The organism is Ruminococcus sp. AF17-1AC (assembly GCF_003461385.1).
GTDB classification, from domain to species: Bacteria; Bacillota; Clostridia; order Oscillospirales; family Ruminococcaceae; genus Hominimerdicola; species Hominimerdicola aceti.
In genome coordinates this window covers 35,719-58,440 of record NZ_QTWZ01000009.1, presented here as the reverse complement: position 1 = coordinate 58,440, position 22,722 = coordinate 35,719, and the positions used below count along the sequence as shown (strand labels likewise).

The window sequence follows — 22,722 nt, the reverse complement described above, 5'->3', positions numbered from 1 at the left end:
GTTATGAACATAGTAATTGACGCTTTCGGCGGAGATAACGCACCTCTCGAAGTCATAAAAGGTTCAATTGACGCACAGAAAGATTTCGGAGTTGACGTTACTCTTGTTGGTGATGAAGAAAAAATAAAAAAATGTGCACAGGAAAACGGCCTTGATATCACAGCTTTACATATCAAGCACGCTGATACTGTTATCGAGATATGTGAAGAGCCTACAGAAGTAATCAAGGGCAAGAAGGATTGCTCAATGGCTGTAGGTATGAAGATGCTTGCAGATGGCGAGGGCGACGCTTTCGTTTCAGCAGGCTCAACAGGCGCACTTGTAGTTGGAGCAACGTTTATCGTAAAGAGAATAAAGGGCATCAAAAGACCGGCTCTTGCGACGATACTTCCTACGGCAACGACGCCTACGATGCTTCTTGACAGCGGTGCAAACGCAGACTGCCGCCCTGAAATGCTTACTCAGTTTGGAATAATGGGTTCGGCTTATATGAACAAGATACTTGGTGTTGAGTCACCAAGAGTAGGTCTTGCAAATATTGGTGCAGAGGAGTCAAAGGGCAGAGAGCTGGAGCTTGAAACTTACAAGCAGTTGAAAAACGCACCTGTAAACTTTGTTGGAAATATCGAAGCAAGACAGCTTCCTATGGGCGATTGTGACGTATGCGTGGCTGACGGCTTCTGCGGAAACCTTATGCTCAAGCTTTACGAGGGCATGGCAAAATTCTTCTCAGGGGAGCTTAAAACGCTTCTGACTAAGGATACAAAGTCAAAGATCGCTGCTCTTATGGTAATGAAGAACGTTAAAGAATTCAAGAAAAAGGTAGACTACTCTGAGTATGGCGGAGCGCCTCTACTTGGTACTGCAAAGCCTGTTATCAAGGCTCACGGTTCATCAAATGCAAGAGCATTCTATAACGCTATCAGACAAGCAAAACAATTTACTGAAACTAATGTGATAGACGAGATCACAACTGCTATCGAGCAGTTGAAAAGCAAACAGGAGATGTTATAATGGACGAGCAAAAGGCTCTTAAAGAGTTTCAGGAAAGAATAGGTTATCAATTCAAAGACGAAAAGCTCCTTTACGAAGCTCTTTCCCATTCATCATTTGCAAATGAAAACAAGAAGGCAAGAAACAGCAATGAAAGGCTTGAATTTCTTGGAGATTCAGTGCTTTCTATAGTTGTGTCAGATCACATTTTCGAGCATTACAAGCATATGCCTGAGGGCGAGCTGACAAAAATGAGAGCTTCACTTGTGTGCGAAAAAGCACTGTTTGAGTTCTCAAAGAAAATAGAACTTGGAAAGTATATTTTCCTTGGAAAAGGCGAGGAGATAACAGGGGGCAGAGAAAGACCGTCAATTATTTCAGACGCTTTTGAAGCAGTTATCGCTGCAATTTATCTTGACGGTGGTATCGAGCCTGTTTCAAAATATATACTTTCATTCATACCTGAAAATATCACGCCTGATGGAGTTGTTTTCCATGATTACAAGACTATTCTTCAGGAGATAATCCAGAAAAATCCTGAGGAGAGAATAGAATATCATCTTAAAGGCGAGTCAGGTCCTGACCATAATAAGAAATTTACTGTTCAGGTACTTTTGAATACGAATGTTATCGGCGAGGGTACAGGCAGATCGAAAAAGACCGCTGAACAGTTGGCGGCTAAAGAAGCATTGGAACTAATGGGCTATGGGGCACAGTAATATATCTGTCTTCGTGCCGCATATAGGCTGTCCGCATATGTGTGCGTTCTGCAATCAGCGCACCATAACTGGTACAGAGAAGATACCGCACGCTGATGATGTTAAGCGTATCTGCACACAGGCAATGAACGAAGTCAAGGACGTTTCACAGACGGAGATAGCCTTTTTCGGTGGTAGCTTTACAGCAGTGCCGAGAGAATATATGCTCGAACTTCTTGGTGCAGCACAGGAGTTTATAGGCAACGACAAATTCAAGGGTATCAGGATATCCACCAGACCTGACTATATCAGCACTGAGATACTTGACATTCTCAGAGATAATCACGTTACGGCTATCGAGCTTGGCGCACAGTCTATGTCAGGTGTTGTTCTTGAAGCCAACGAGCGTGGACATACTGTTCAGGACGTCGAAAACGCTGCAAAGCTTATAAAAAGCTATGGTTGCTTTGACCTTGGTCTGCAAATGATGATAGGACTTTATAAAAGCAACCGTGAAACTGAGCTGGAAACTTGGTCGAAGATAGCGGCGCTGTCTCCTAAAACAGTACGTATTTATCCCGTTGTTATCCTTAATGGTACAAGGCTCGGAGAGCTTTACAAAAGTGGCGAATATAAGCCTATGGACTTTGACGAGGTAGTGAAAATCTGTTCTTATCTTCTCACAGAAGCCGATAAACTTGGTATAGATGTTATAAAGCTTGGTCTGCACGCAAGCGAGGTCGTGGAGGAGCAAATGTTGGGCGGATTTTATCACCCTGCATTCCGTGAACTTTGCGAAGGCAGAAATTACCGCAGGCTTATAGCAGAGGAGCTTGGAAAGCATGGCAATATAAGCGATATAGCTTCCGTTGTGATATCTGTACCAAAAAGGCAGATAAGCAAGGCAATAGGTCAGAAAAAAGCTAATATAGAATATTTCAAAGATCTTGGTGTCAATATAAAAATTGTAGGTCACGAGGGCAGCGATAAAATAAAGATAAACGAAATCATAATGAGGGGTGGTGAAAAATAATGTATCTTAAATCACTTGAATTGCAGGGCTTTAAGTCTTTTCCGGATAAAATAGAGCTGAAATTCAATAAGGGTATCACAGCAGTTGTCGGTCCTAATGGCTCAGGCAAGAGTAATATCGGTGACGCTATGCGCTGGGTAATGGGCGAGCAATCTTCCAAAGCCCTGAGAGGTGAAAAAATGGCAGGCGTTATTTTTCACGGCACTCAAACTAGACCAAAAGCGCCTTTTGCTCAGGTAACTATCACCATAGACAACGAGGACGGTGCACTTGAATATGACAGCGACACCGTGTCAGTATCACGAAAGCTTTACCGCAATGGCGACAGCTTTTACATGATAAACGGTAAAGAAGTAAATTTAAAGGATATCGTGGAACTGTTTATGGACACTGGTCTTGGCAGGGACGGTTATTCGATAATCGGTCAGGGCAGGATAGCAGATATCGTAAACGGAAAATCCAATGACCGCCGTGAGATATTTGAAGAAGCGGCAGGTATTTCAAAATTCCGTTCAAAGAAAAAAGAAGCCGAAAAAAAGCTTGCGGCGGCTGAGGATAATCTCTCTCGTATCAATGACATCATGGGAGAGATAGAAGGACGAATAGGTCCGCTTAAAGCGCAGGCTGAAAAGGCAGAGAAGTTCAGAGTGCTTGATGAAGAAAAGAGAAAGCTGGAAGTCTCTGTATGGGTGCATAAGCTCAACGAGTATATGAGCCAAATAGCAGGTTATGAGGAGAAGCTTTCTTCTGTAAAAAAAGAGTACGAGGTCATCACGCAGGAGCTTGAAAGCATTGAAGATGATATAAATGACAGCTTTGCAAAGAGCGCTGAAAAATCCGAGCTTGCTGACAGCTACAAAAATCAGATACATCAGGTGGAGCTTGAAAACTCTCAGGCACTGTCAAAGATCGCAGTATATGAGAATGATATTTCTCACCTTGAAGATAATATTTTGAAGCTTAAAGAGCAGATAAGTGAGTCCAACTCATCAAAATACTATCTTGAGGCTGAGCTGAAAACACGCAGACAGAAGCTTGAAGAACTCGACGAGAAAAAAGCAAAGCAGCAGGAAGCTGTAGATTGTAAGGAAAAAGAGCTTTCTGAGCTTATTGATAAAACTGCATTATCTGACAAGTCGGTAAGTGAAGCTGGAAGCTTTATAAATGAGCTTTACATGAAAAAGTCGGAAGTTTCATTCAGACTTGAAAATGCTAAAAACAACCTTTCGGATATTGATGAGCAGATCGAAAATTCTCTTGAAAGAAAAAAACAGCTTGAAGAACATTCAAAACTTTCTTCTAAGGAATTAAAGGAACTGCGTGAATCAAAAGGCAAAGCTGACGAAAACAAGCAGGAGCTTACAAACCGCATGAGCGGACTTGCAAAGCTTCTTGAAACTAGAAACACAAAGCTTTCAGAATGTCGCAAAAATCTCACAGATACAGAAATACAGCTCCGTGACGTTGAGAACAGGATAAAGACTATAGCCGACCTTGAAAACTCCATGGAGGGCTTTCAGTTCAGCGTAAAGCACATAATGAAAGCCTCACAGCAGGGTAGGATAAGCGGCATTTGCGGTACTGTTTCTCAGATTATATCTGTTGAAACAAAATACTCTGTAGCCATTGAAACTGCGTTGGGTGGGGCACTTCAGAACATTGTCGTAAACAATGAGGACTCTGCTAAGAGAGGTATCAGGCTTCTGAAAGAGAACAGAGCAGGCCGTGCAACATTTCTGCCTGTTACATCAGTTCGAGGAAACAGGCTAAATATGCCGCAACTTGAAAATGAGGACGGCTTTGTGGCTCTAGGCTGTGAGCTTGTTAAGTATGACAGCCGGTTTGAGGGCGTAATCAACAGCCTTTTAGGCAGGATATGTATAGCAGAGGATATCGATAGTGCAACCCTTATCGCAAAGAAATACGGCTATAAATTCCGCATCGTTACCCTGGACGGACAGGTGATAAACGCGGGCGGCTCATTCACAGGAGGAAGCGTTTCCAAACAGACAGGTCTGCTTACAAGAAAAAATGAAGCGGAAGCACTTGCTAAAAAGAAAACAACACTTGAAAACTCCTTTACAGAGCTTAAACAGCAGGTTGAGAAGCTAAATCAAGAGGTTTCAAAATACACTGCTGATACCGAGGGACTAAGGGAAAAGCTTTCACAGGTAAACAGCGATATCCTCCGTTTTGAAATGGAAATAAAGCGTGTTTCAGAGTATTATTCTGACTATGAAAACAAGCTTGATGAGATAGAAACATTTATCGAAACGCTGAAAAATAAATACAAGATAGTAAGCGGAGATATCGACAAGGCTCAGACAGAACTTTCAGAGATCGAAGCTGAGATATCAGATAATGAAGCCAAGCTTGCCGACTCTCAGAACGAGCAGGCAGAACTTAAAAATAAGCGTGAACAGCTCAGCGAAGATCTTTCGCAAATGAAGATAATGGCGGCAGAGTTATCCAAAGACCTTGATGCCTGCAAACTTTCAATATCACAGCTTGAAGAAACTATCGGCGACAGTGATACTGACAGCGGCAGGTTGAACGATAATATCTCCGAGTGTGAAAAGAAAATAGCCGAGAAGAAAAAGCTTATTTTTCAGACCAAACAGGAACTCAGCGGTGCTGACGAAAAGATAGCCGCCGCACAGAAAATGGCGGAGCAGGCTCAGCGTGAGCATATTGAGCTTGACAATGCAGCAAACAAACTTCGCACCAAGCAGAAGCACAAAATGGACGAGAAGGAAACACTTTCAGGTCAGCTTACAAGAGCGGAGGAACAGAAAAAATCTGTTACTGCAGGCTTTGATAAGCTTGTGGCACAGCTTTGGGACGATTATGAGCTTACCAGAAGCGACGCTGCAGAGATAGCCGAGGATATTGTGGATATAACGGTAGCTAATAGGCGACTCAACGAACTTCGTGGAAAGATAAGAAATCTTGGAAGCGTAAACCTTGGAGCTATAGAGGAATATGCAGAAGTGTCACAGCGACACGAATTTCTCACAGGTCAGCTTAATGACGTAAATACGTCAAAAACAGAACTTGAAAAACTTATCGAGGATCTGACAGAAAATATGAAGAATATGTTCACTGACAGCTTTGAGCGCATAAATGCAAACTTCAAGAAAATTTTCACCGAGCTTTTCGGTGGTGGTCAGTGCGAGCTTATTCTCACAGACCCAAACAATGTACTTGAATGTGGTATTGAGATAAACGTTCAGCCGCCAGGCAAGGTCATAACAAACCTTATGTCCCTTTCAGGCGGAGAGCAGGCTCTGGTGGCTATTGCAATTTATTTTGCAATCCTGAAAATTTCGCCATCACCTTTCTGTCTTCTCGATGAGATAGAAGCGGCGCTTGATGATGTGAACGTAAGTAAATATGCACAATATCTGCACCATCTTACAGATAAAACACAGTTTATCACCATAACTCACAGACGTGGAACAATGGAAGAAGCTGACGTTCTGTATGGCGTAACGATGCAAGAAAAGGGTGTTTCCAAGCTTCTTAAAATGGACGTTTCGGAAACACGTCAAATGAAACTTGAATAGGAGTGAAGAAATGGGATTTTTTGAAAAGCTGAAAAATGGTCTTAAAAAGACTAAAGACTCAATGATGGGCAGAATAGAAAGTCTGCTTCATTCATTCAGCAAAATAGATGAAGATCTTTTTGAGGAGCTTGAAGAAACGCTTATCCTATGCGATATCGGTGTTACAACTTCTGAAAAGATATGTGATAAGCTCAGACAGAAAGTCAAGCAGGAGGGCGTTAAAGAGCCTGAAAAAATCAAGGATATGCTTAAAGAGATAATCACAGAAATGCTCGGTGAGGATCAGAAGCTCGATATGTCAACAACACCGTCAGTTATACTGGTTATCGGTGTAAACGGTGTTGGCAAAACAACAACTATCGGCAAGCTTTCTTATCAGCTTCACAAACAAGGCAAAAAGGTTATCGTTGCGGCGGCTGATACTTTCAGAGCGGCTGCTATTGACCAGCTCGAAGTGTGGACAGAGCGTGCAGGGGTAGACATAATCAAGCACAACGAAGGTTCAGACCCTGCTTCCGTGGTATTTGACGCACTGGTGGCGGCTAAGGCAAGACAGGCTGACGTTGTTATATGCGATACTGCAGGTCGTCTTCACAATAAGAAAAACCTTATGGACGAGCTGAAAAAGATATCCCGTATAGTTCACCAGCAGGCAGAGGGCTGCGCTCTCGAAGTCCTGCTTGCGCTTGACGCTACAACGGGACAGAACGCAGTTAATCAGGCAAGACAGTTCAACGAAGTAGCTGATATAACGGGTATTATTCTTACCAAGCTTGACGGCACAGCCAAGGGTGGAATAATTATCAGCATAACCGATGATCTGCAAGTGCCTGTAAAGCTTGTTACAGTAGGCGAAAAAATAGACGACATACAGCCGTTTTCAGCAAGAGATTTTGTTGAAGCACTGTTTGAATAATAGAATATTGGATTAGACACTTAAAAGTATAAAATCAGGGGGAATTTTTTATGGATAAGGTTTTGTTTGTAGTTGATATGCAGGAAATGTATGTAGGAAGGGGCAGAGATAAAACCACATACTCATATGATGCCGAATCACTTATCGACGCCATAAACAAGCGTATCTCTGCTTATAAAGCTGAGGAGGTCTTTTATATCGTCAGCTACAAAAAGGGACTTTTGGGTGGAGGAATGCCCAAAGAGGGAACACCTGCGGCTAGCTTTCCAGCAAAGCTGAAAGTTGTATCCAAAAATATTTATTCCAAAAGCAAGCCCGATGCTTTTTCAAACGTTGCTCTTGAAGATTTTATGAGAGCAAGGAATGTAAAAGAGATAGAATTTGTAGGTGTTGATGGTGGTATCTCCGTTATCAACACTGCAATAGGTGCTATTGAATGTGGAATGAAAGTTGTTTTCAACGAAGAATGTATCGGTACAGTTTTCAAAGATAAGGCAAACAAATGCCGTGAAAAATTAAAGAAAAATAAGGTAACTTATATACACAGCTAAAGGAGAAAAAATGAAACTTGTTATTGCAAGCAACAATAAAGGCAAGATAAAAGAATATAAACAGATTCTTGAGCCGCTTGGTTATGAGGTGTTCTCACAATCAGAGGCAGGTCTGATACTTGATGTTGAAGAAACAGGCACTACTTTTGCTGAAAACTCTGCACTAAAAGCAAGAGCTGCATTCAAACTTTGCGGCTGTGCTGTACTTGCAGACGACAGCGGTCTTGAGATAGACGCCCTGGATGGTGAGCCTGGAGTATATTCAGCAAGATATGGCGGACTCGAAACTGATGATGAGCGTACCGCTCTTGTGCTTAAAAAAATGAAAGAAATACCTGATAATAAAAGGGGAGCACACTTTACCTGTACAATACACTTTATCAAAGCAGACGGTGAAGAGATAGCCGTTGAGGGAAAAGTATTCGGTAAGATAGCTCACGAGCCTGTTGGCGAAAACGGCTTCGGCTATGACCCTATTTTCATGTATGGGAACAAGAGCTTTGCTCAGGTGGACTCAGAAACAAAGAATACCGTTTCCCATAGAGCAAACGCACTGAAAGCTTTGCTTGAACAGCTCACAAAGCAGTAAACTGAAAGGATTTAGATTATGATTACAACTAAACAAAGAGCAGAACTCAAAGGTATGGCTTCGCTTATACAGCCTGCTTTTCAGATAGGCAAGGGCGGAGTTAATGACGCTCAGGTGGCACAGATAGACGATTATCTGAGAGTTCACGAGCTTGTAAAAATAAAGGTGCTTGACAACTCAATGTACACCGCAAGGGAAGCCGCAGAGGAGATCGCTGAAAAGATATCTGCTGAAGTCGTTCAGGTAATAGGCTCAAAGGCGGTACTTTATAAACGCAATGAGAAGCAGCCTGTTATAAAATTAAAGTCAAAGTAATGAAAATAGGTGTTTTCGGCGGCACGTTCAATCCTGTTCACTTAGGGCATTTAAATTGCCTTAAAAGCGTAGCCGAGCAGGCGGGTCTTGACAAGATGATCGTCATGCCTGACAGAATACCCCCACATAAGCAAGCGGAGGACTTAGCTTCCTCTGAGGATAGGTTGAATATGTGCAGACTTGCTTTTGCAGATATCCCATGTGTGGAAATATCCGATTGGGAACTTAAGCAAGAGGGCAAAAGCTATTCAGTGATAACACTCAGACATCTAAAAGAGATATATCCACATGATAAGCTGTTTTTTATAATGGGCAGTGATATGTTGCTTTCATTTGAAGAATGGTATCAGTATAAGGAGATATTATCACTTTCGGCACTTATCTGCGTTGCACGCTCGCATGAGGACATTGACCACATAGAGGTGAAAGCCAAACAGCTCAAAGCCGAGGGTGGAGAGATAATCATAGTAAAAACCGAACCATTTGAGGTGTCTTCAACTGAGATACGTCAAATGCTCAAAAAAAATGTTGATTGCTCTTGCTATTTGAGTGAAAATGTTGTACAATATATAGTGGACAAAAATTTGTATAACCGAGGTTTTCTAAGTGGCAGATAAAAAAACAATAGGCATTTATAAAGCATACCTAAAAGAACATTTATCAAAAAAGAGATATACACACTCTATGAACGTGGCAAATTCCGCTGTGGAGCTTGCAAAAAGATATGGTGCTGACGCAGACAAGGCTTATGTTGCAGGACTTTTGCATGATGTTGCAAAAGAGATACCAGCATTGGAGCTTGCGGCTATAGTTTCTAAATCTTCACTTGATGTGTGCGATATAGAGAAAAAGGCTGTTCCGCTGTTTCACGGTATTGCAGGGGCAGAGCTTGTGCAGACACTTTTTGATATCCATGACCCTGAGATAATCTCAGCTATACGCTATCATACAGTTGCCTGTGGCAATATGCCCAAGCTTAGCCAGATAGTATATCTTGCAGACCTTATTTCTGCGGACAGGGATTATAAAGACGTAAAGAAAATGAGAAAGTATGCCGAACAAAGCTTGGAGAAAGCAATGTTTGAGGCTTTGAAATTCTCAATAAAAGACTCAGTGGAAAAGGGTAATACTATCCCTGTTTCCACACTTGAAGCATATAATGATTTTGCCGATAATTCAAAATAAAGGAGATTTTTATGGATAATATTTCACAGAATGAAAAGCTGTCAACTATTGTTAAAGCTCTTGATTCAAAAAGAGCAGAGGACATCAGGGTAATAGAGATCGGTGACCTGACTATAGTTGCGGATTATTTTGTTATAGCAAATGGTACTTCAAGCACTCAGACAAAGGCTCTTGCGGAGGAAGTTGAGTTCAAAATGAGCCAGCTTGGCATTGAACCTAACAGAACAGAGGGCTATCAGGGTGCAACTTGGGTCGTACTTGATTACGGTGATATCATAGTTCATGTTTTCTATAAGGAAACAAGAGATCATTACAATCTTGAAAGACTATGGTCTGACGGCAAGGATATCGACGTAAAGCAGTTCTTACCAGACGAGCCACAGGATTAATTTTGACAATTATAATTTAACAAAGGATTGATAAAGATGAAAGAATACAATTTTTCGGCCATAGAAAGCAAATGGCAGAAATACTGGGACGAGCATAAGACCTTTGAGGCAAGCAATGACTTTTCGAAGAAGAAATTTTACGGACTTGTAGAGTTTCCTTATCCGTCAGGTCACGGTATGCACGTTGGACATATCAAGGCATATTCTGGTCTAGAAGTTGTAAGCCGTAAAAGACGTATGCAGGGCTATAATGTTCTTTTCCCTATAGGCTTTGACGCTTACGGTCTGCCTACAGAGAACACAGCTATCAAAACAGGTGTTCACCCAAGAAAGGTAACTGACGACAACATTAAGAAGTTCACGGGGCAGCTCAAAAGAGTAGGTTTTTCATTCGATTGGTCAAGAGTTATTGATACGACCGATGAAAACTACTATAAGTGGACACAGTGGATATTCCTTAAGATGTTTGAGAATGGTCTTGTATTCAGAGATAAGACCCTCGTAAATTATTGCCCAAGCTGTAAGGTCGTTCTTTCAAATGAGGACTCACAGGGCGGTCACTGCGATGTTTGCCACAGCGAGATAGTTCAGAAAACTAAAGAAGTATGGTATCTGAGGATCACAGAATACGCTGACAAGCTTCTTCAGGGACTTGAAGAAGTTGACTATCTGCCTAACATCAAACTCCAGCAGCAGAATTGGATAGGAAAATCAACAGGTGCATTTGTAAACTTCAAGATCAAAGAGCAGGATGAACAGCTCAAGATCTACACTACACGTCCTGACACACTTTACGGCGTTACATTCATGGTAATCGCTCCTGAACATCCTATCATCCAGAAATACAGAAATAGTATTGCAAACATTGCTGACCTTGACGCTTATAAGGCAGAGTGTGCAAAGAAGAGCGAATTTGAGAGAACTCAGCTCGTTAAGGATAAAACAGGCGTTAAGATAGACGGTCTGACAGCTATCAATCCTATCACAGGCAAAGAGATACCTATCTACATCTCAGACTATGTTATGATGGGATACGGCACAGGCGCTATCATGGCTGTGCCTGCTCACGATACAAGGGACTATGATTTTGCAAAGAAGTTCGGCATTGACATAATCGAAGTCATCAAGGGTGGCGACATTTCTAAGGAAGCCTACACAGGCGACGGCGAAATGGTCAACTCAGGTGAGCTTAACGGCATAACAAACAAAAAAGAAGCTATTGAAAAGATGCTTACTGTTCTTGAAAAACTGGGCTGCGGTGAAAAGGGCGTTCAGTATAAGATGAAAGACTGGGCTTTCAATCGTCAGAGATATTGGGGCGAGCCTATCCCGATAGTACATTGCCCTCACTGCGGAATGGTCGCTGTGCCATATGATGAGCTTCCACTTAAATTGCCACCGGTAGAGAACTTTGAGCCTGGTACAGACGGCGAAAGCCCACTTGCTAAGATAGACTCTTTCGTACACTGCAAGTGCCCTAAGTGTGGCTGTGACGCAAAGAGAGAAACAGATACAATGCCACAGTGGGCTGGTTCTTCATGGTACTTCCTGCGTTATTGCGATCCTAACAACAATGATGAGTTTGCTTCACAGGAAGCACTGAAATATTGGATGCCTGTTGATTGGTATAATGGCGGTATGGAGCACGTTACACGTCATATGATCTATTCACGTTTCTGGCACAAGTTCCTCTACGATCTCGGTCTTGTACCAACTTCAGAGCCTTATGCAAAAAGAACAGCTCAGGGTCTTATCCTTGGACCTGACGGTGAGAAGATGAGTAAGTCAAGAGGAAACGTTGTTGACCCTAACGATGTTGTTGACGAATACGGTGCAGATGTTCTCAGACTTTATGTTCTGTTCATGGGTGACTATGAAAAGGCAGCTCCATGGAGCGAGAGCAGTGTTAAGGGCTGTAAGAGATTTGTGGACAGAATTTGGGCTTTGCAGGATAAGGTAGTTGACAGCGACGAGTACAGCGACAAGCTGAGAACGCTCATGCACAAGACTATCAAGAAGGTATCCGATGATATCGAGTCAATGAAGTTCAATACTGCTATTGCCGCAATGATGACGCTTCTTAATGAGATATATAACGTTGGCTCTATCACAAAGAAAGAATTCAGAGATCTTCTTATCATACTCAATCCTTTTGCACCTCATGTTACAGAAGAACTTTATCAGATGATCGGTTGCGAGGGAGTTCTTGACGAGCAGGAGTGGGTAACATATGATGAAGCACTCTGCAAGGACGATACTATCGAGATCGTTTGTCAGATAAACGGCAAGGTAAAATCCAAGCTCACAATACCTACAGACGCAGCTAGGGACGACGTTATCGCACTTGCTAAGGCTGACGAAGCTATCGTTAAGGCAACGGAAGGCAAAAATATAGTCAAGGAAATCTATGTTCCTAACAAGCTTGTAAATCTGGTTGTAAAGTAAGCGAAAATTTCCTCAGAAAAATCAAAAAAAGAGCCAGAAAGCTATTGACTTTTTGGTGGAAATATAGTATAATTAAATTTGTAATTATATCGGTTTTATAAATTCCGCAGATTAAAGACAGAGCGGTCCGAAAGAGTAGGACTGGGGGAACGTAAAGCGTTTCAGTTTGCTTTTGCAGACACCTTCACTATCACCATTGATTTTCGGAAATGCCGATAGAATTGCCTCTGTCACAGGTGGCAAAGGGAGGGAATAATTTTGGCAGAAATCCGTGTTGGAAAGAACGAAACTTTGGATACAGCACTTAAGCGTTTCAAGAGATCATGTGCAAGAGACGGCGTTATCGCAGAGGTTCGTAAAAGAGAACACTACGAAAAGCCTTCGGTAAAGCGTAAGAAGAAGTCCGAAGCTGCTCGTAAGCGTAAATACTAATATGTAATTAAAGGCGGGCATTTTTATGTCCGCTTTTTATTTTATACTACAGGAGTTTTTTTATGTTTAAACCAACTTATGTTTTTGACAAGGTAGGAGAGATAACCCCCGATTTTCTTGCTAAAAAGCATATCAAGGGGCTGCTCCTCGATCTTGATAATACGCTGACAACACATAACAATCCAGTTCCCCCGCAGTCGAGTCTTGATTGGCTTGCTAAGATGAAAGCGGCAGGGATAAAGCTTATGATCGTTTCAAACAATCATGCTCCAAGGGTAAAGCCTTTTGCAGAGCAGTTGGAGCTTGACTTTGTACCTGAAGGCAAAAAACCGCTGACCTTTGGATATACCAAAGCTATAGCTAAGCTGGGGCTTAATAAGAAAAATGTTGCGGCTGTTGGCGACCAGATATTCACAGACGTGCTTGGCTCAAATCTGAAAGGTATACGCTCCATATTCGTGTTCCCAATAGAGCCTGAAACGAGCTTGCCATTTCGATTTAAAAGAGCCTGTGAAAAGCCGTTTTTACCAAAGCTTAAATAGCATAAAACGAAAGGAATGATACTAATGTCGGCAAAATTCGGACCTGCGGGAAACAGCGAGGCTTTTTCCATTAAATATAAAACAACACTTCAAGCTCCGGGATATCTCGAAGCAATGGGGCTTGACCACTATGAATATCAGTGCGGAAGGGGAGTTAAGGTCTCCGATAAAATAGCTTTTGCCTTGAAAGATAAGGCTAAAGAGCATAATATCACGCTTTCGCTTCATGCGCCGTATTTTATTTCGCTTTCAAGCCTTGAAGCTGAAAAGCGTGACAACAGCATAAATTATATTCTGCAATCCTGTGACGCTGCAAGCAGAATGGGTGCTGATAGAATAGTTATCCATTCAGGAAGCTGTGCGAAAATAAGCAGAGAGGACGCTTTGGAACTTGCTAAAGATACTCTCACAAGGGCTAGAAAAGCAGCCGTTGAGCAGGGCTTTGAGCATATCGTTTTTTGCCCTGAAACTATGGGTAAGGTAAATCAGCTTGGTAACTTAACAGAAGTGCTGGAGCTTTGCAAGCTTGATGATACGTTCCTGCCGACAATAGATTTCGGACATCTCAACGCAAGAGAGTTCGGCTATATAAAAGGTAAGGCAGAGTATGAGAAAATGCTTGATGAAGTGGAAAATGCTATCGGTCACGACAGGCTGAAAATATTTCACAGCCATTTTTCTAAGATAATGTTTACAAATCCAGGCGGCGAGAAAAAGCACCTGACTTTTGACGATAATCAAGGCTTTGGACCTGACTATGAGCCGCTTATGGAGATAGTCGCAAAGAAAGGTCTTTCGCCTATATTCGTCTGTGAAAGTGCAGGCACTCAGGACAAAGACGCACTGACAATGAAGAATTATTATTTGTCGCTGAAATAAAGATAGGAGAGTATTGATATGAAAAAAATACTTGTTATACATGGTCCTAACCTTAATCTTCTGGGTGAGCGTGAGCCCGGAGTTTACGGTACAGATACATTCGAGAGCATAAACAACGAGATAATAGAGCATGCAATGAAATATGAGTTTCACTGCGACGTTTATCAGTCAAACCATGAGGGTGAAATAATCGACAAGCTTCACCTTGCTAGAAAAAATTATGACGGCGTTATACTTAACGCAGGCGCTTATACACACTATAGCTATGCTATCAGAGACGCCATCGCCGCAATAAAGATTCCTGTCGTTGAGGTACATCTGAGCAATATACACTCCCGTGACGAATTCAGACACACTTCTGTTATCGCACCTGTATGCGTGGGTCAGATAAGCGGGTTCGGAAAGTATTCATACTACATGGCTGTTGACGCTTTGTATTACAAATGGAAAAATGAAAGCGGTGCAGACAATGACTGATCTTGAAAAACTTTGTTCACGAGTAACAGAAGCGGCAGATTGTGCTGTTATCACTGACGATGTGAACAGAAGATATTTCACTGCAATGAAATCAAGTGCAGGAACACTAGTGGTTTTTCCAGAAAAAGCGTATTTTATCATAGATTTCAGATATATTGAAAAGGCAAAGAAAACTGTCACAGCTTGCGAGGTCATTTTGCAGGACAAGCTCTATGAGCAGATAAACAGCCTTATTGAAAAGCATGGTGCAAAAACAGTTTCTGTTAATGCCGATACCTGCACACTTTCCGAGCTTATCGCATATCAGCAAAAACTTAATGCTGAGGTCATCACAGACACAAAGCTTGCGGAAATAATAAGGGAGATAAGAACAGTTAAATCCCAAGAGCAGATAGACAAGATAATCAAAGCACAGCGTATCGCTGAAAAGGGTTTTGCACATATGCTTGACTTTATCAGGGTCGGCAGAACTGAAAAAGAAATTCAGTTGGAGCTTGACTATTATATGCTTAAAAATGGTGCTGAAGCTCTGTCTTTTGACACTATTGCACTTTCAGGCTCTAATACTTCGCTTCCACATGGTGTACCATCTGACAAAAAAGTTGAGAGCGGTGAGTTCGTGCTTATGGATTTCGGAGCAACTTATGATGGCTGGCACAGCGATATGACTAGAACTGTATGTGTAGGCAAACCTAGTGACAAGATGAAGTCTGTATACGAAACTGTTCTTACTGCACAGCTTACAGCTCTTGACGCAGTAAAGGCAGGTATGTCAGGAAAAGCACTTGACAAAATAGCAAGGGATATCATAACTGAAGCAGGCTATGGAGATAATTTCGGCCATTCTCTCGGACATGGTGTGGGAGTTGAGATACATGAAAGCCCTTATGCTTCGCCTAGCAGGGAAGATATACTGCCTGAAAATTCGATCGTAACAGTAGAGCCAGGTATTTATCTTGAGGGCAAGTTTGGTGTGAGAATAGAAGATTTTGTTGTTGTTACAGAAAACGGCTGTATCAATATGACAAAAGCCCCTAAAGAGCTTATTTGCTTGTAATTTTTTTTGATTTTTTAGTAAAAAAGTTTTCAAAAGCTATTGCAATAAACAAATAAATATGGTAAAATAAATATAAAGGTATGCGGACATTTTGAACTGTGTACACATTAATTAAGAATGTTTATGGAGGTACTAAATAATGGTAACTGCTGGTGATTTCAGAAACGGCGTGACTTTTGAAGAGGACGGCAACGTAATGCAGATCGTAGAGTTTCAGCACGTTAAACCTGGTAAGGGTGCAGCGTTCGTCAGAGCAAAGGTTAGAAATGTAATTTCAGGTTCTGTTGTTGAAAAGACATACAATCCAACAGCTAAATTCCCAACAGCATATGTTGAGAGAAAGGATATGGAGTATTCTTACAATGACGGTGATCTTTATTATTTCATGGATCCAGAGAGCTATGAGCTTGTTCCAGTAAACAAGGCTGAGCTTTCAGATAACTTTAAGTTCGTAAAGGAAAACATGGTATGTAAGATCCTTTCTTACAAGGGTACAGTATTCGGCGTAGAGCCTCCATACTTTGTTGATCTTGAAGTAACAGAGACAGAGCCTGGTATCAAGGGCGATACAGCTACAAATGCTACAAAGCCTGCAACAGTTGAAACTGGTGCTGAGATCAGAGTTCCTCTGTTCATCAACACAGGCGACAGAATAAGAATCGATACTCGTACATGTGAGTACATGGAAAGAGCGTAAGTTTTAGCCTTTACGGTTTTTTAGAAACGGAGGGAATATTATGGAGCTGTCAAAGAAGGTTGCATATTTAAAGGGACTTATGGAAGGTCTAAAGATTGACGATTCCACAAATGAGGGAAAGATATTGACAATTATGGCTGATATTCTTGATGAGATGTCTGCTACAGTTGAAGATATTGCCGAAGAAGTTGACGAAACAGTTGAGCTTGTAGATACTCTTGACGAGGATCTCGGCGAGATAGAAGATCTAATTTACGGTGATGATGATGACGACGATTGTTGTTGTGACGATGATTGTTGTTGTGATGATGACGATGATGATGATGATGCTATGTACGAGTGTGTGTGCCCTAACTGTGGTGACACAATAATGCTTGGCGAGAACATTATCGCTGATGGTTCTATTGAATGTCCAAACTGTGGAGAGAGCCTTGAGTTTGATTTCTCAGAGATTGAGGACGAGGACAACGAGGATTGATCTCATAAAAAGTGTTCAGCAAAATTTAATAATGTGTTTCAGGGGTGGTGAAATTCCACACCGGAGGTGATCGAATAGTATTCGTAAGTCCTCGACCGCAGAAATGCGCTGATTCGGTGAAAATCCGAAACCGACGGTAAAGTCCGGATGGAAGAAACGACAGATCAATAACGCATAAATTGCACCCTGATTTTATTTTCAGGGTGCTTTTGCTTTTGCTGCTGTTTCTCCCGATAATTTTATTATTTGGAGGAATTAAAATGACAAGTGATAACACTATGCCAAGAAATAAAACTTTTACAACAAGAAAAATGGTAACGGTGGCAATGCTCAGCGCCATAGCTACTGTGATATATTACCTCGATTTCCCTGTGCCTCTTATGCCAGGATTTATCAAGCTTGATCTTTCAAACGTTATATCCCTGCTGGCAGGTTTCTCAATGGGACCTATTGCAGGCGTGATCGTTTGCCTTATCAAGAACGTTATCCAGTTGATTATAAAGGGACTAGGCACAACAATGGGTATCGGCAACATCTTTGACTTTGTAACAAGCGCAGCTTTTGTGCTGACGGCTTCTGTTATATACCACAAGAAAAAAACCAGAAAGAATGCTATCATAAGCTGTATCATTGGCACTTTGGTTTTCACAGTAATAAGCTTGCCGTTGAATTATTTTATCGTTTATCCTATATACTTTAAAGCATTCGGCGGAGAAGCTGCTATACTCGGTATGTACCAGCAGATAATGGGTAGCGTAAAGAATATTTTCTCTGCACTGTGTATTTTCAATCTGCCTTTTACTTTTGTGAAGGGTATTATTTGTGCATTGGTCACAATTCTTATTTATAAGCCTTTGTCGCCTATTCTTAAAGGCAAAGACTAAAACAAAATTAATGCTGAACACAAAAAAAGCCTTGGCAGGCACATTCCTGTCAAGGCTTTGATATTTATTATTTAACTGCTTCAAGAAGATCATTGATCTTGTCTGTCTTTTCCCAAGCTACATTAAGATCCTCACGACCCATATGACCATAAGCTGCAAGCTGCTTGTACTGTGGCTTTCTAAGGTCAAGACTCTTGATTATTGCAGCAGGGCGAAGGTCAAATACCTTTTCTACAGCTGCCTCTATCTTTTCATCAGAAACCTTTCCTGTGCCGTATGTGTCGACCATGATTGAAACAGGGTGAGCAACACCGATAGCGTATGCAAGTTCAACCTCGCACTTCTTGGCAAGACCTGCTGCAACGATATTCTTTGCAACGTATCTTGCAGCATATGTTGCGCTTCTGTCAACCTTTGTAGGGTCTTTTCCTGAGAAAGCACCACCACCATGACGAGCATATCCACCATATGTGTCAACGATTATCTTTCTTCCTGTCAGACCACTGTCGCCCTGAGGACCGCCGACTACGAATCTTCCTGTTGGGTTTACAAAATAAGTAGTGTTCTCATCGAGAAGTTCGGCAGGGATAACTGTCTTTATAACGTTCTCGATAATATCTTCTCTTATCTGCTCCAGTGTTACAGCGTCATCATGCTGTGAAGAAACTACAACAGCGTCAACTCTTGTTGGCTTGCCATCATCATATTCAACTGTTACCTGAGTTTTTCCGTCCGGTCTGAGATATGGCAAAGTGCCGTTCTTTCTAACTTCTGTAAGTTTAAGAGCAAGCTTGTGAGCAAGTGATATAGGCATTGGCATAAGTTCAGGTGTTTCGTCGCAAGCAAAACCGAACATGATACCCTGATCGCCTGCACCCGTATCGAATGCGTTTTCAGCTCTGCCTTCGAGAGCGTTGTCAACGCCCATAGCAATATCAGGCGACTGCTTGTCTATAGTTGTGAGAACTGAACAGGTGTGTCCGTCAAAACCATACTTGGCTCTGTCATAGCCTATACCGACAACTGTATCTCTAACGATCTGTGGTATGTCGATTATAGCCTTTGTTGTTATCTCGCCCATGCACATTACTACACCTGTTGTAGTGACCGTTTCGCAGGCAACTCTTGACATAGGATCCTGCTCCAGCAGAGCGTCAAGTATAGCGTCAGAGATCTGATCGCATATTTTGTCAGGATGTCCCTCAGTAACCGACTCAGATGTAAATAAATACTTTGACATAAAAATACCTCTTTTCTGAATATTTGTTAATCTAAAAACAGCCACAAAAAAAGCGCTTCATTCCGAAACGCTTGAAATTACTCAATTTCCTCATCTTTCGGAAATAACCGCAGGATTTAGCACCTTAACTAACGCTAGGTTGCTGGGCTTCACAGGACCTGTTTCCTCCACCACTCTTGATAAGGCTATTTAATTTTAACAAAATATATTATACACCATATATCGACTATTGTCAACTGTTTTACACATAATTATAGATTATTTTAATGTTTCGTAATAAATCAGCAAATGCTAATAAAAGCATTGACTTACTAGGACAAGTTCGTTATAATATAAAAAGAGGTGAGTTTTTTTGAAAAATGACAATTCAAATATAAAAACATTGTTTCTGACCTTTCTTAAGATAGGCGTTTTTACCTTTGGCGGAGGATATGCAATGATAGCCTTGCTTGAAACAGAATTTTGTGTGCGCAAAAATTGGCTTGATAAAAAAGAATTTCTCGATATGACAGCTATATCAGAGTCCACCCCCGGACCAACTGCTGTAAACAGTGCTACATATATCGGCTACAAAATAGGCGGTGTGCTGGGTGCTATTGCGGCAACTGTCGGTGTGTGCATACCGTCGTTTTTTATAATCTACATAATATCACTTTTCTTTGACAAATTTTTGTCTTTAAAAGTAGTCTACGCTGGATTCCGTGGCATTCAGGTGGGCGTAATATATCTCATACTTACTGCAGGACTAAGAATGTTGAAAGCACTTGATAACACATTGCTTGACAAAATTATAATGCTTGGAGTTTTCATAATGATGATACTTTTCACACTTTTTTCTGTGAAGTTTTCATCAGTATTTTATATTATCATAAGTGGTGCTGTGGGCATTGCTGTGTATCTGATTAAAACCCTCAGAAAGGGAAGTACAATAAAATGATATATCTCAAGCTTTTTCTCACTTTTCTTGAAATAGGCGCAGTGTCATTCGGCGGAGGATATGGAATGATATCCATTATCCGTGAAAAAGTTCTTGCTTTTGGCTGGCTCAGCGAGGACGAATTTGTGAACTTTATTGCCGTATCTGAGTCCACCCCTGGACCACTTGCAGTGAACATGGCGACCTTTGTTGGCTCATCGCAGGCAGGCTTCATAGGCGGATTGATAGCCACCCTTGGCGTTGTGTTGCCTTCGTTCGTGATAATATTCATCATAGCTTCGATCATGAAGGACTTGCTGAAATACTCAGGGGTAAAAGCAATGCTTTCAGGCATTCGTCCTTGCGTTGTTGCGATGATACTCGCCACTGGCATTACAATGGCTTTATCTTCACTGCTAAATATCACTACCATAAATTCAAAGCCTGCTTTTGACTATAAAGCGTTGATAATATTCCTGCTCATAGCCTTGGCAGATGTGCTTCTTTTGAAACTGAAGAAATTCAAGCTCTCACCGATCACAATTATCGTAAGCTCCGCCTTTCTCGGCATAATATTCTATTAAAAAAAGCTGTAACACCGCAAAGTGCTACAGCTTTTAATATTTGTGATATGAAAATTAACCCAGAAGCTTTTTAAGTCTCTCGTCAACAGCCTTAAGAAAGTCCACTGTATTTACTTTCTTCTTATTTTCAAGTGTAGAAAGCAGATAAAGATCACCTGTCATAACACCGTCTTCGATAGTTTCGATAGTTGCCTTTTCAAGACAATCAGCAAAGTTCATAAGCTCAGGCAGGTTATCGAGTTCGCCTCTTTTTCTCAGAGCGCCTGCCCATGCGAACAGTGTGGCAACTGAGTTTGTAGAAGTTTCTTCGCCCTTGAGGTGCTTGTAATAGTGTCTTTGAACAGTGCCATGAGCAGCCTCATATTCATAGATTCCGTCAGGTGAAACAAGAACAGAAGTCATCATAGCAAGTGAGCCATATGCTGTAGCTACCATGTCAGACATTACGTCACCGTCATAGTTCTTGCAGGCCCATATATAACCGCCGTTTGAACGGATAACTCTCGCAACAGCATCGTCGATAAGAGTATAGAAATACTCGATACCAGCCGCTTCAAACTTAGCCTTGTACTCGTTATCGTATATCTCCTGGAAGATATCCTTGAATGTGTGGTCATACTTCTTTGAAATAGTATCCTTTGTAGCAAACCAAACATCCTGCTTCTTATCAAGTGCAAAGTTAAAGCAAGCTCTTGCGAATGAAGCGATAGAAGTTGACTTGTTGTGCTGACCCTGAATGATTCCGTCGCACTCAAAGTTGTAAATTGTTTCTCTAGTTTCCTTGCCGTCCTTGTCAGTGCAAACAAGCTCTGCCTTTGAGCCAGCAGGGCATTTCATTTCAACATTCTTGTAAACATCGCCGTATGCGTGACGAGCGATAGTGATAGGCTTTGTCCATGTAGGAATGTATGGAGTGATACCCTTAACAAGAATAGGAGTTCTGAAAACAGTTCCGTCAAGAATAGCCCTGATAGTGCCGTTAGGGGATTTCCACATTTCCTTGAGGTTGTATTCAGGCATTCTTGCAGCGTTAGGTGTGATAGTTGCACACTTAACAGCAACGCCGTATTTCTTTGTAGCGTTTGCGGAATCAACAGTTACCTGATCGTTAGTTTCATTTCTGTGAACAAGACCAAGGTCATAGTATTCTGTTTTAAGGTCAATATATGGAGTAAGAAGAATATCCTTTATATCCTGCCAGATAATTCTGGTCATTTCGTCGCCGTCCATTTCAACGAGCGGTGTTTTCATCTGAATTTTTGCCATTGGTAAGACCTCCTATAAAGTAATAATGGAATATCCGTTGTTTTTAGCTATCGCAGATATCTTTTTGTAAACGTCAAGACTTGCAATAATAAGCTCATAGCTGTCGCTGTCAATATCTATCATACATATGCAAGCGCCTTTGAGATTGCTGTTTAACTTATGTACAAACGCCTCAGCGTCATCATCATCATCAGCCTCAAAGTCGTCTGTATAGCTTTCGATCAAGCTGTAGTTTTTAAGCTGTGAAAGTCCCCAGATAATATTCTCGACCTCCTCTGAATAGTCGCAAGGGAAGAGATAGCCGTTTTCTTCAAGTTCGTCTATCATACCTATCCAGCAGATATCGTCAATATCATTTGCTGCCCTGTCAGAAACAACTACGCCTCTTTGCAAATATCTTGAAGTGTTTTTCTCAGCATAAGCCCAAGGGTCATTAGCACATTCACGAAGCTTTGAAACAACCTCGCTGTCATTGTCCGTAATAAATGCGGCAATATCGGCAATAAAAGAATAGTCCTTCATTGCCGGAGTGCTGTCCTTTGTGCCGAAAAGTTTCGAGAAAATCCCCATAGGAAACCTCCATATCAGAC

Annotated in this window: 25 protein-coding genes and 2 riboswitches; of the genes, 22 read left to right on the top strand and 3 right to left on the bottom strand. The window is 41.6% G+C overall.

Features of this window, described 5'->3' with window-relative positions; translation table 11 throughout:
* Positions 1-3 precede the first annotated feature (3 nt).
* The 20 genes from plsX (at position 4) to DWW81_RS07665 (ending at position 18,126) form a co-directional block, all read left to right on the top strand.
* Complete coding sequence (plsX, locus tag DWW81_RS07760; RefSeq protein WP_022286873.1) at positions 4-1,014, top strand: phosphate acyltransferase PlsX; 1,011 nt, start codon at positions 4-6, stop codon at positions 1,012-1,014.
* Complete coding sequence (gene rnc, locus DWW81_RS07755; protein ID WP_022286874.1) at positions 1,014-1,712, top strand: ribonuclease III; 699 nt, start codon at positions 1,014-1,016, stop codon at positions 1,710-1,712. The genes plsX and rnc overlap by 1 nt, the downstream gene beginning before the upstream one ends.
* On the top strand, positions 1,699-2,724 hold the full coding sequence (locus tag DWW81_RS07750; RefSeq protein ID WP_117897263.1) for a radical SAM protein: 1,026 nt from the start codon (positions 1,699-1,701) through the stop codon (positions 2,722-2,724). The genes rnc and DWW81_RS07750 overlap by 14 nt, the downstream gene beginning before the upstream one ends.
* Entirely contained in the window at positions 2,724-6,290 is a 3,567-nt protein-coding gene (smc, locus tag DWW81_RS07745) for a chromosome segregation protein SMC (protein WP_117897262.1), read from the top strand. Before DWW81_RS07750 ends, smc begins: the two co-directional genes overlap by 1 nt.
* 10 nt (positions 6,291-6,300) lie before the next feature.
* Positions 6,301-7,206 (top strand): signal recognition particle-docking protein FtsY, encoded by a 906-nt coding sequence (gene ftsY, locus DWW81_RS07740; protein WP_117897261.1) that lies wholly within the window; start codon positions 6,301-6,303, stop codon positions 7,204-7,206.
* Between the two features lie 50 nt (positions 7,207-7,256).
* Positions 7,257-7,757 (top strand): isochorismatase family protein, encoded by a 501-nt coding sequence (locus tag DWW81_RS07735; RefSeq protein ID WP_117863797.1) that lies wholly within the window; start codon positions 7,257-7,259, stop codon positions 7,755-7,757.
* 10 nt (positions 7,758-7,767) lie between these two features.
* Positions 7,768-8,346 carry an RdgB/HAM1 family non-canonical purine NTP pyrophosphatase gene (gene rdgB, locus DWW81_RS07730; RefSeq protein ID WP_117897260.1) on the top strand — a complete coding sequence of 193 codons (579 nt, stop codon included), beginning with the start codon at positions 7,768-7,770 and terminating at the stop codon, positions 8,344-8,346.
* A gap of 18 nt (positions 8,347-8,364) precedes the next feature.
* The gene (locus tag DWW81_RS07725) at positions 8,365-8,661 is read left to right on the top strand and encodes a YhbY family RNA-binding protein (RefSeq protein ID WP_022286880.1); all 297 of its coding nucleotides are present in this window, start codon (positions 8,365-8,367) and stop codon (positions 8,659-8,661) included.
* Positions 8,661-9,278 (top strand): nicotinate (nicotinamide) nucleotide adenylyltransferase, encoded by a 618-nt coding sequence (gene nadD, locus DWW81_RS07720; protein ID WP_117897259.1) that lies wholly within the window; start codon positions 8,661-8,663, stop codon positions 9,276-9,278. Before DWW81_RS07725 ends, nadD begins: the two co-directional genes overlap by 1 nt.
* The gene (gene yqeK / locus DWW81_RS07715; protein ID WP_046439317.1) at positions 9,268-9,846 is read left to right on the top strand and encodes a bis(5'-nucleosyl)-tetraphosphatase (symmetrical) YqeK; all 579 of its coding nucleotides are present in this window, start codon (positions 9,268-9,270) and stop codon (positions 9,844-9,846) included. Before nadD ends, yqeK begins: the two co-directional genes overlap by 11 nt.
* Before the next feature lie 11 nt (positions 9,847-9,857).
* Complete coding sequence (gene rsfS, locus DWW81_RS07710) at positions 9,858-10,235, top strand: ribosome silencing factor (RefSeq protein ID WP_117863799.1); 378 nt, start codon at positions 9,858-9,860, stop codon at positions 10,233-10,235.
* A 36-nt stretch (positions 10,236-10,271) separates the two neighbouring features.
* Positions 10,272-12,680: a leucine--tRNA ligase gene (leuS, locus tag DWW81_RS07705; protein WP_117897258.1), complete on the top strand. Its 2,409-nt coding sequence runs from the start codon at positions 10,272-10,274 to the stop codon at positions 12,678-12,680.
* A 258-nt stretch (positions 12,681-12,938) separates the two neighbouring features.
* Positions 12,939-13,112 (top strand): 30S ribosomal protein S21, encoded by a 174-nt coding sequence (gene rpsU, locus DWW81_RS07700; protein ID WP_002847085.1) that lies wholly within the window; start codon positions 12,939-12,941, stop codon positions 13,110-13,112.
* Positions 13,113-13,174: 62 nt separating this feature from the next.
* Entirely contained in the window at positions 13,175-13,654 is a 480-nt protein-coding gene (locus tag DWW81_RS07695; RefSeq protein WP_038671965.1) for a YqeG family HAD IIIA-type phosphatase, read from the top strand.
* A 24-nt stretch (positions 13,655-13,678) separates the two neighbouring features.
* Entirely contained in the window at positions 13,679-14,533 is an 855-nt protein-coding gene (locus tag DWW81_RS07690; protein ID WP_117897257.1) for a TIM barrel protein, read from the top strand.
* 18 nt (positions 14,534-14,551) lie between these two features.
* Complete coding sequence (gene aroQ, locus DWW81_RS07685; RefSeq protein WP_022286887.1) at positions 14,552-15,010, top strand: type II 3-dehydroquinate dehydratase; 459 nt, start codon at positions 14,552-14,554, stop codon at positions 15,008-15,010.
* Positions 15,003-16,067 (top strand): aminopeptidase P family protein, encoded by a 1,065-nt coding sequence (locus DWW81_RS07680; RefSeq protein ID WP_117897256.1) that lies wholly within the window; start codon positions 15,003-15,005, stop codon positions 16,065-16,067. Before aroQ ends, DWW81_RS07680 begins: the two co-directional genes overlap by 8 nt.
* A gap of 139 nt (positions 16,068-16,206) precedes the next feature.
* Positions 16,207-16,764, top strand: coding sequence for an elongation factor P (gene efp / locus DWW81_RS07675; RefSeq protein WP_022286889.1), 558 nt, complete (start codon positions 16,207-16,209; stop codon positions 16,762-16,764).
* 40 nt (positions 16,765-16,804) lie between these two features.
* The gene (locus DWW81_RS07670) at positions 16,805-17,242 is read left to right on the top strand and encodes a CD1247 N-terminal domain-containing protein (RefSeq protein ID WP_117897255.1); all 438 of its coding nucleotides are present in this window, start codon (positions 16,805-16,807) and stop codon (positions 17,240-17,242) included.
* Positions 17,243-17,272: 30 nt separating this feature from the next.
* Positions 17,273-17,405: riboswitch (FMN riboswitch) on the top strand.
* Between the two features lie 97 nt (positions 17,406-17,502).
* The gene (locus DWW81_RS07665) at positions 17,503-18,126 is read left to right on the top strand and encodes an ECF transporter S component (RefSeq protein WP_022286891.1); all 624 of its coding nucleotides are present in this window, start codon (positions 17,503-17,505) and stop codon (positions 18,124-18,126) included.
* A 67-nt stretch (positions 18,127-18,193) separates the two neighbouring features.
* Here the strand turns inward: DWW81_RS07665 and metK are convergent, their stop codons facing one another.
* On the bottom strand, positions 18,194-19,366 hold the full coding sequence (gene metK, locus DWW81_RS07660) for a methionine adenosyltransferase (protein WP_022286892.1): 1,173 nt from the start codon (positions 19,364-19,366) through the stop codon (positions 18,194-18,196).
* An 87-nt stretch (positions 19,367-19,453) separates the two neighbouring features.
* A riboswitch (SAM riboswitch) is annotated at positions 19,454-19,552 on the bottom strand.
* Between the two features lie 166 nt (positions 19,553-19,718).
* Between metK and DWW81_RS07655 the strand changes: the two genes are divergently transcribed.
* The gene (locus tag DWW81_RS07655; RefSeq protein WP_242989582.1) at positions 19,719-20,303 is read left to right on the top strand and encodes a chromate transporter; all 585 of its coding nucleotides are present in this window, start codon (positions 19,719-19,721) and stop codon (positions 20,301-20,303) included.
* Entirely contained in the window at positions 20,300-20,866 is a 567-nt protein-coding gene (locus DWW81_RS07650) for a chromate transporter (protein ID WP_117897254.1), read from the top strand. Before DWW81_RS07655 ends, DWW81_RS07650 begins: the two co-directional genes overlap by 4 nt.
* Before the next feature lie 54 nt (positions 20,867-20,920).
* Here DWW81_RS07650 and DWW81_RS07645 read toward each other — a convergent pair whose 3' ends face one another.
* On the bottom strand, positions 20,921-22,132 hold the full coding sequence (locus DWW81_RS07645) for an NADP-dependent isocitrate dehydrogenase (protein WP_117897253.1): 1,212 nt from the start codon (positions 22,130-22,132) through the stop codon (positions 20,921-20,923).
* Positions 22,133-22,144: 12 nt separating this feature from the next.
* Positions 22,145-22,702 (bottom strand): DUF6630 family protein, encoded by a 558-nt coding sequence (locus DWW81_RS07640; RefSeq protein ID WP_117897252.1) that lies wholly within the window; start codon positions 22,700-22,702, stop codon positions 22,145-22,147.
* Positions 22,703-22,722 lie beyond the last annotated feature (20 nt).

What these genes read in the sequence shown, in the direction of transcription:
- plsX (WP_022286873.1), top strand. Translation starts at nt 4, where the DNA reads ATGAACATAGTAATTGACGCTTTCGGCGGAGATAACGCACCTCTCGAA.
- rnc (WP_022286874.1), top strand. Translation starts at nt 1,014, where the DNA reads ATGGACGAGCAAAAGGCTCTTAAAGAGTTTCAGGAAAGAATAGGTTAT.
- DWW81_RS07750 (WP_117897263.1), top strand. Translation starts at nt 1,699, where the DNA reads ATGGGGCACAGTAATATATCTGTCTTCGTGCCGCATATAGGCTGTCCG.
- smc (WP_117897262.1), top strand. Translation starts at nt 2,724, where the DNA reads ATGTATCTTAAATCACTTGAATTGCAGGGCTTTAAGTCTTTTCCGGAT.
- ftsY (WP_117897261.1), top strand. Translation starts at nt 6,301, where the DNA reads ATGGGATTTTTTGAAAAGCTGAAAAATGGTCTTAAAAAGACTAAAGAC.
- DWW81_RS07735 (WP_117863797.1), top strand. Translation starts at nt 7,257, where the DNA reads ATGGATAAGGTTTTGTTTGTAGTTGATATGCAGGAAATGTATGTAGGA.
- rdgB (WP_117897260.1), top strand. Translation starts at nt 7,768, where the DNA reads ATGAAACTTGTTATTGCAAGCAACAATAAAGGCAAGATAAAAGAATAT.
- DWW81_RS07725 (WP_022286880.1), top strand. Translation starts at nt 8,365, where the DNA reads ATGATTACAACTAAACAAAGAGCAGAACTCAAAGGTATGGCTTCGCTT.
- nadD (WP_117897259.1), top strand. Translation starts at nt 8,661, where the DNA reads ATGAAAATAGGTGTTTTCGGCGGCACGTTCAATCCTGTTCACTTAGGG.
- rsfS (WP_117863799.1), top strand. Translation starts at nt 9,858, where the DNA reads ATGGATAATATTTCACAGAATGAAAAGCTGTCAACTATTGTTAAAGCT.
- leuS (WP_117897258.1), top strand. Translation starts at nt 10,272, where the DNA reads ATGAAAGAATACAATTTTTCGGCCATAGAAAGCAAATGGCAGAAATAC.
- DWW81_RS07695 (WP_038671965.1), top strand. Translation starts at nt 13,175, where the DNA reads ATGTTTAAACCAACTTATGTTTTTGACAAGGTAGGAGAGATAACCCCC.
- DWW81_RS07690 (WP_117897257.1), top strand. Translation starts at nt 13,679, where the DNA reads ATGTCGGCAAAATTCGGACCTGCGGGAAACAGCGAGGCTTTTTCCATT.
- aroQ (WP_022286887.1), top strand. Translation starts at nt 14,552, where the DNA reads ATGAAAAAAATACTTGTTATACATGGTCCTAACCTTAATCTTCTGGGT.
- DWW81_RS07680 (WP_117897256.1), top strand. Translation starts at nt 15,003, where the DNA reads ATGACTGATCTTGAAAAACTTTGTTCACGAGTAACAGAAGCGGCAGAT.
- efp (WP_022286889.1), top strand. Translation starts at nt 16,207, where the DNA reads ATGGTAACTGCTGGTGATTTCAGAAACGGCGTGACTTTTGAAGAGGAC.
- DWW81_RS07670 (WP_117897255.1), top strand. Translation starts at nt 16,805, where the DNA reads ATGGAGCTGTCAAAGAAGGTTGCATATTTAAAGGGACTTATGGAAGGT.
- DWW81_RS07665 (WP_022286891.1), top strand. Translation starts at nt 17,503, where the DNA reads ATGACAAGTGATAACACTATGCCAAGAAATAAAACTTTTACAACAAGA.
- metK (WP_022286892.1), bottom strand. Translation starts at nt 19,366, where the DNA reads ATGTCAAAGTATTTATTTACATCTGAGTCGGTTACTGAGGGACATCCT.
- DWW81_RS07650 (WP_117897254.1), top strand. Translation starts at nt 20,300, where the DNA reads ATGATATATCTCAAGCTTTTTCTCACTTTTCTTGAAATAGGCGCAGTG.
- DWW81_RS07645 (WP_117897253.1), bottom strand. Translation starts at nt 22,132, where the DNA reads ATGGCAAAAATTCAGATGAAAACACCGCTCGTTGAAATGGACGGCGAC.
- DWW81_RS07640 (WP_117897252.1), bottom strand. Translation starts at nt 22,702, where the DNA reads ATGGGGATTTTCTCGAAACTTTTCGGCACAAAGGACAGCACTCCGGCA.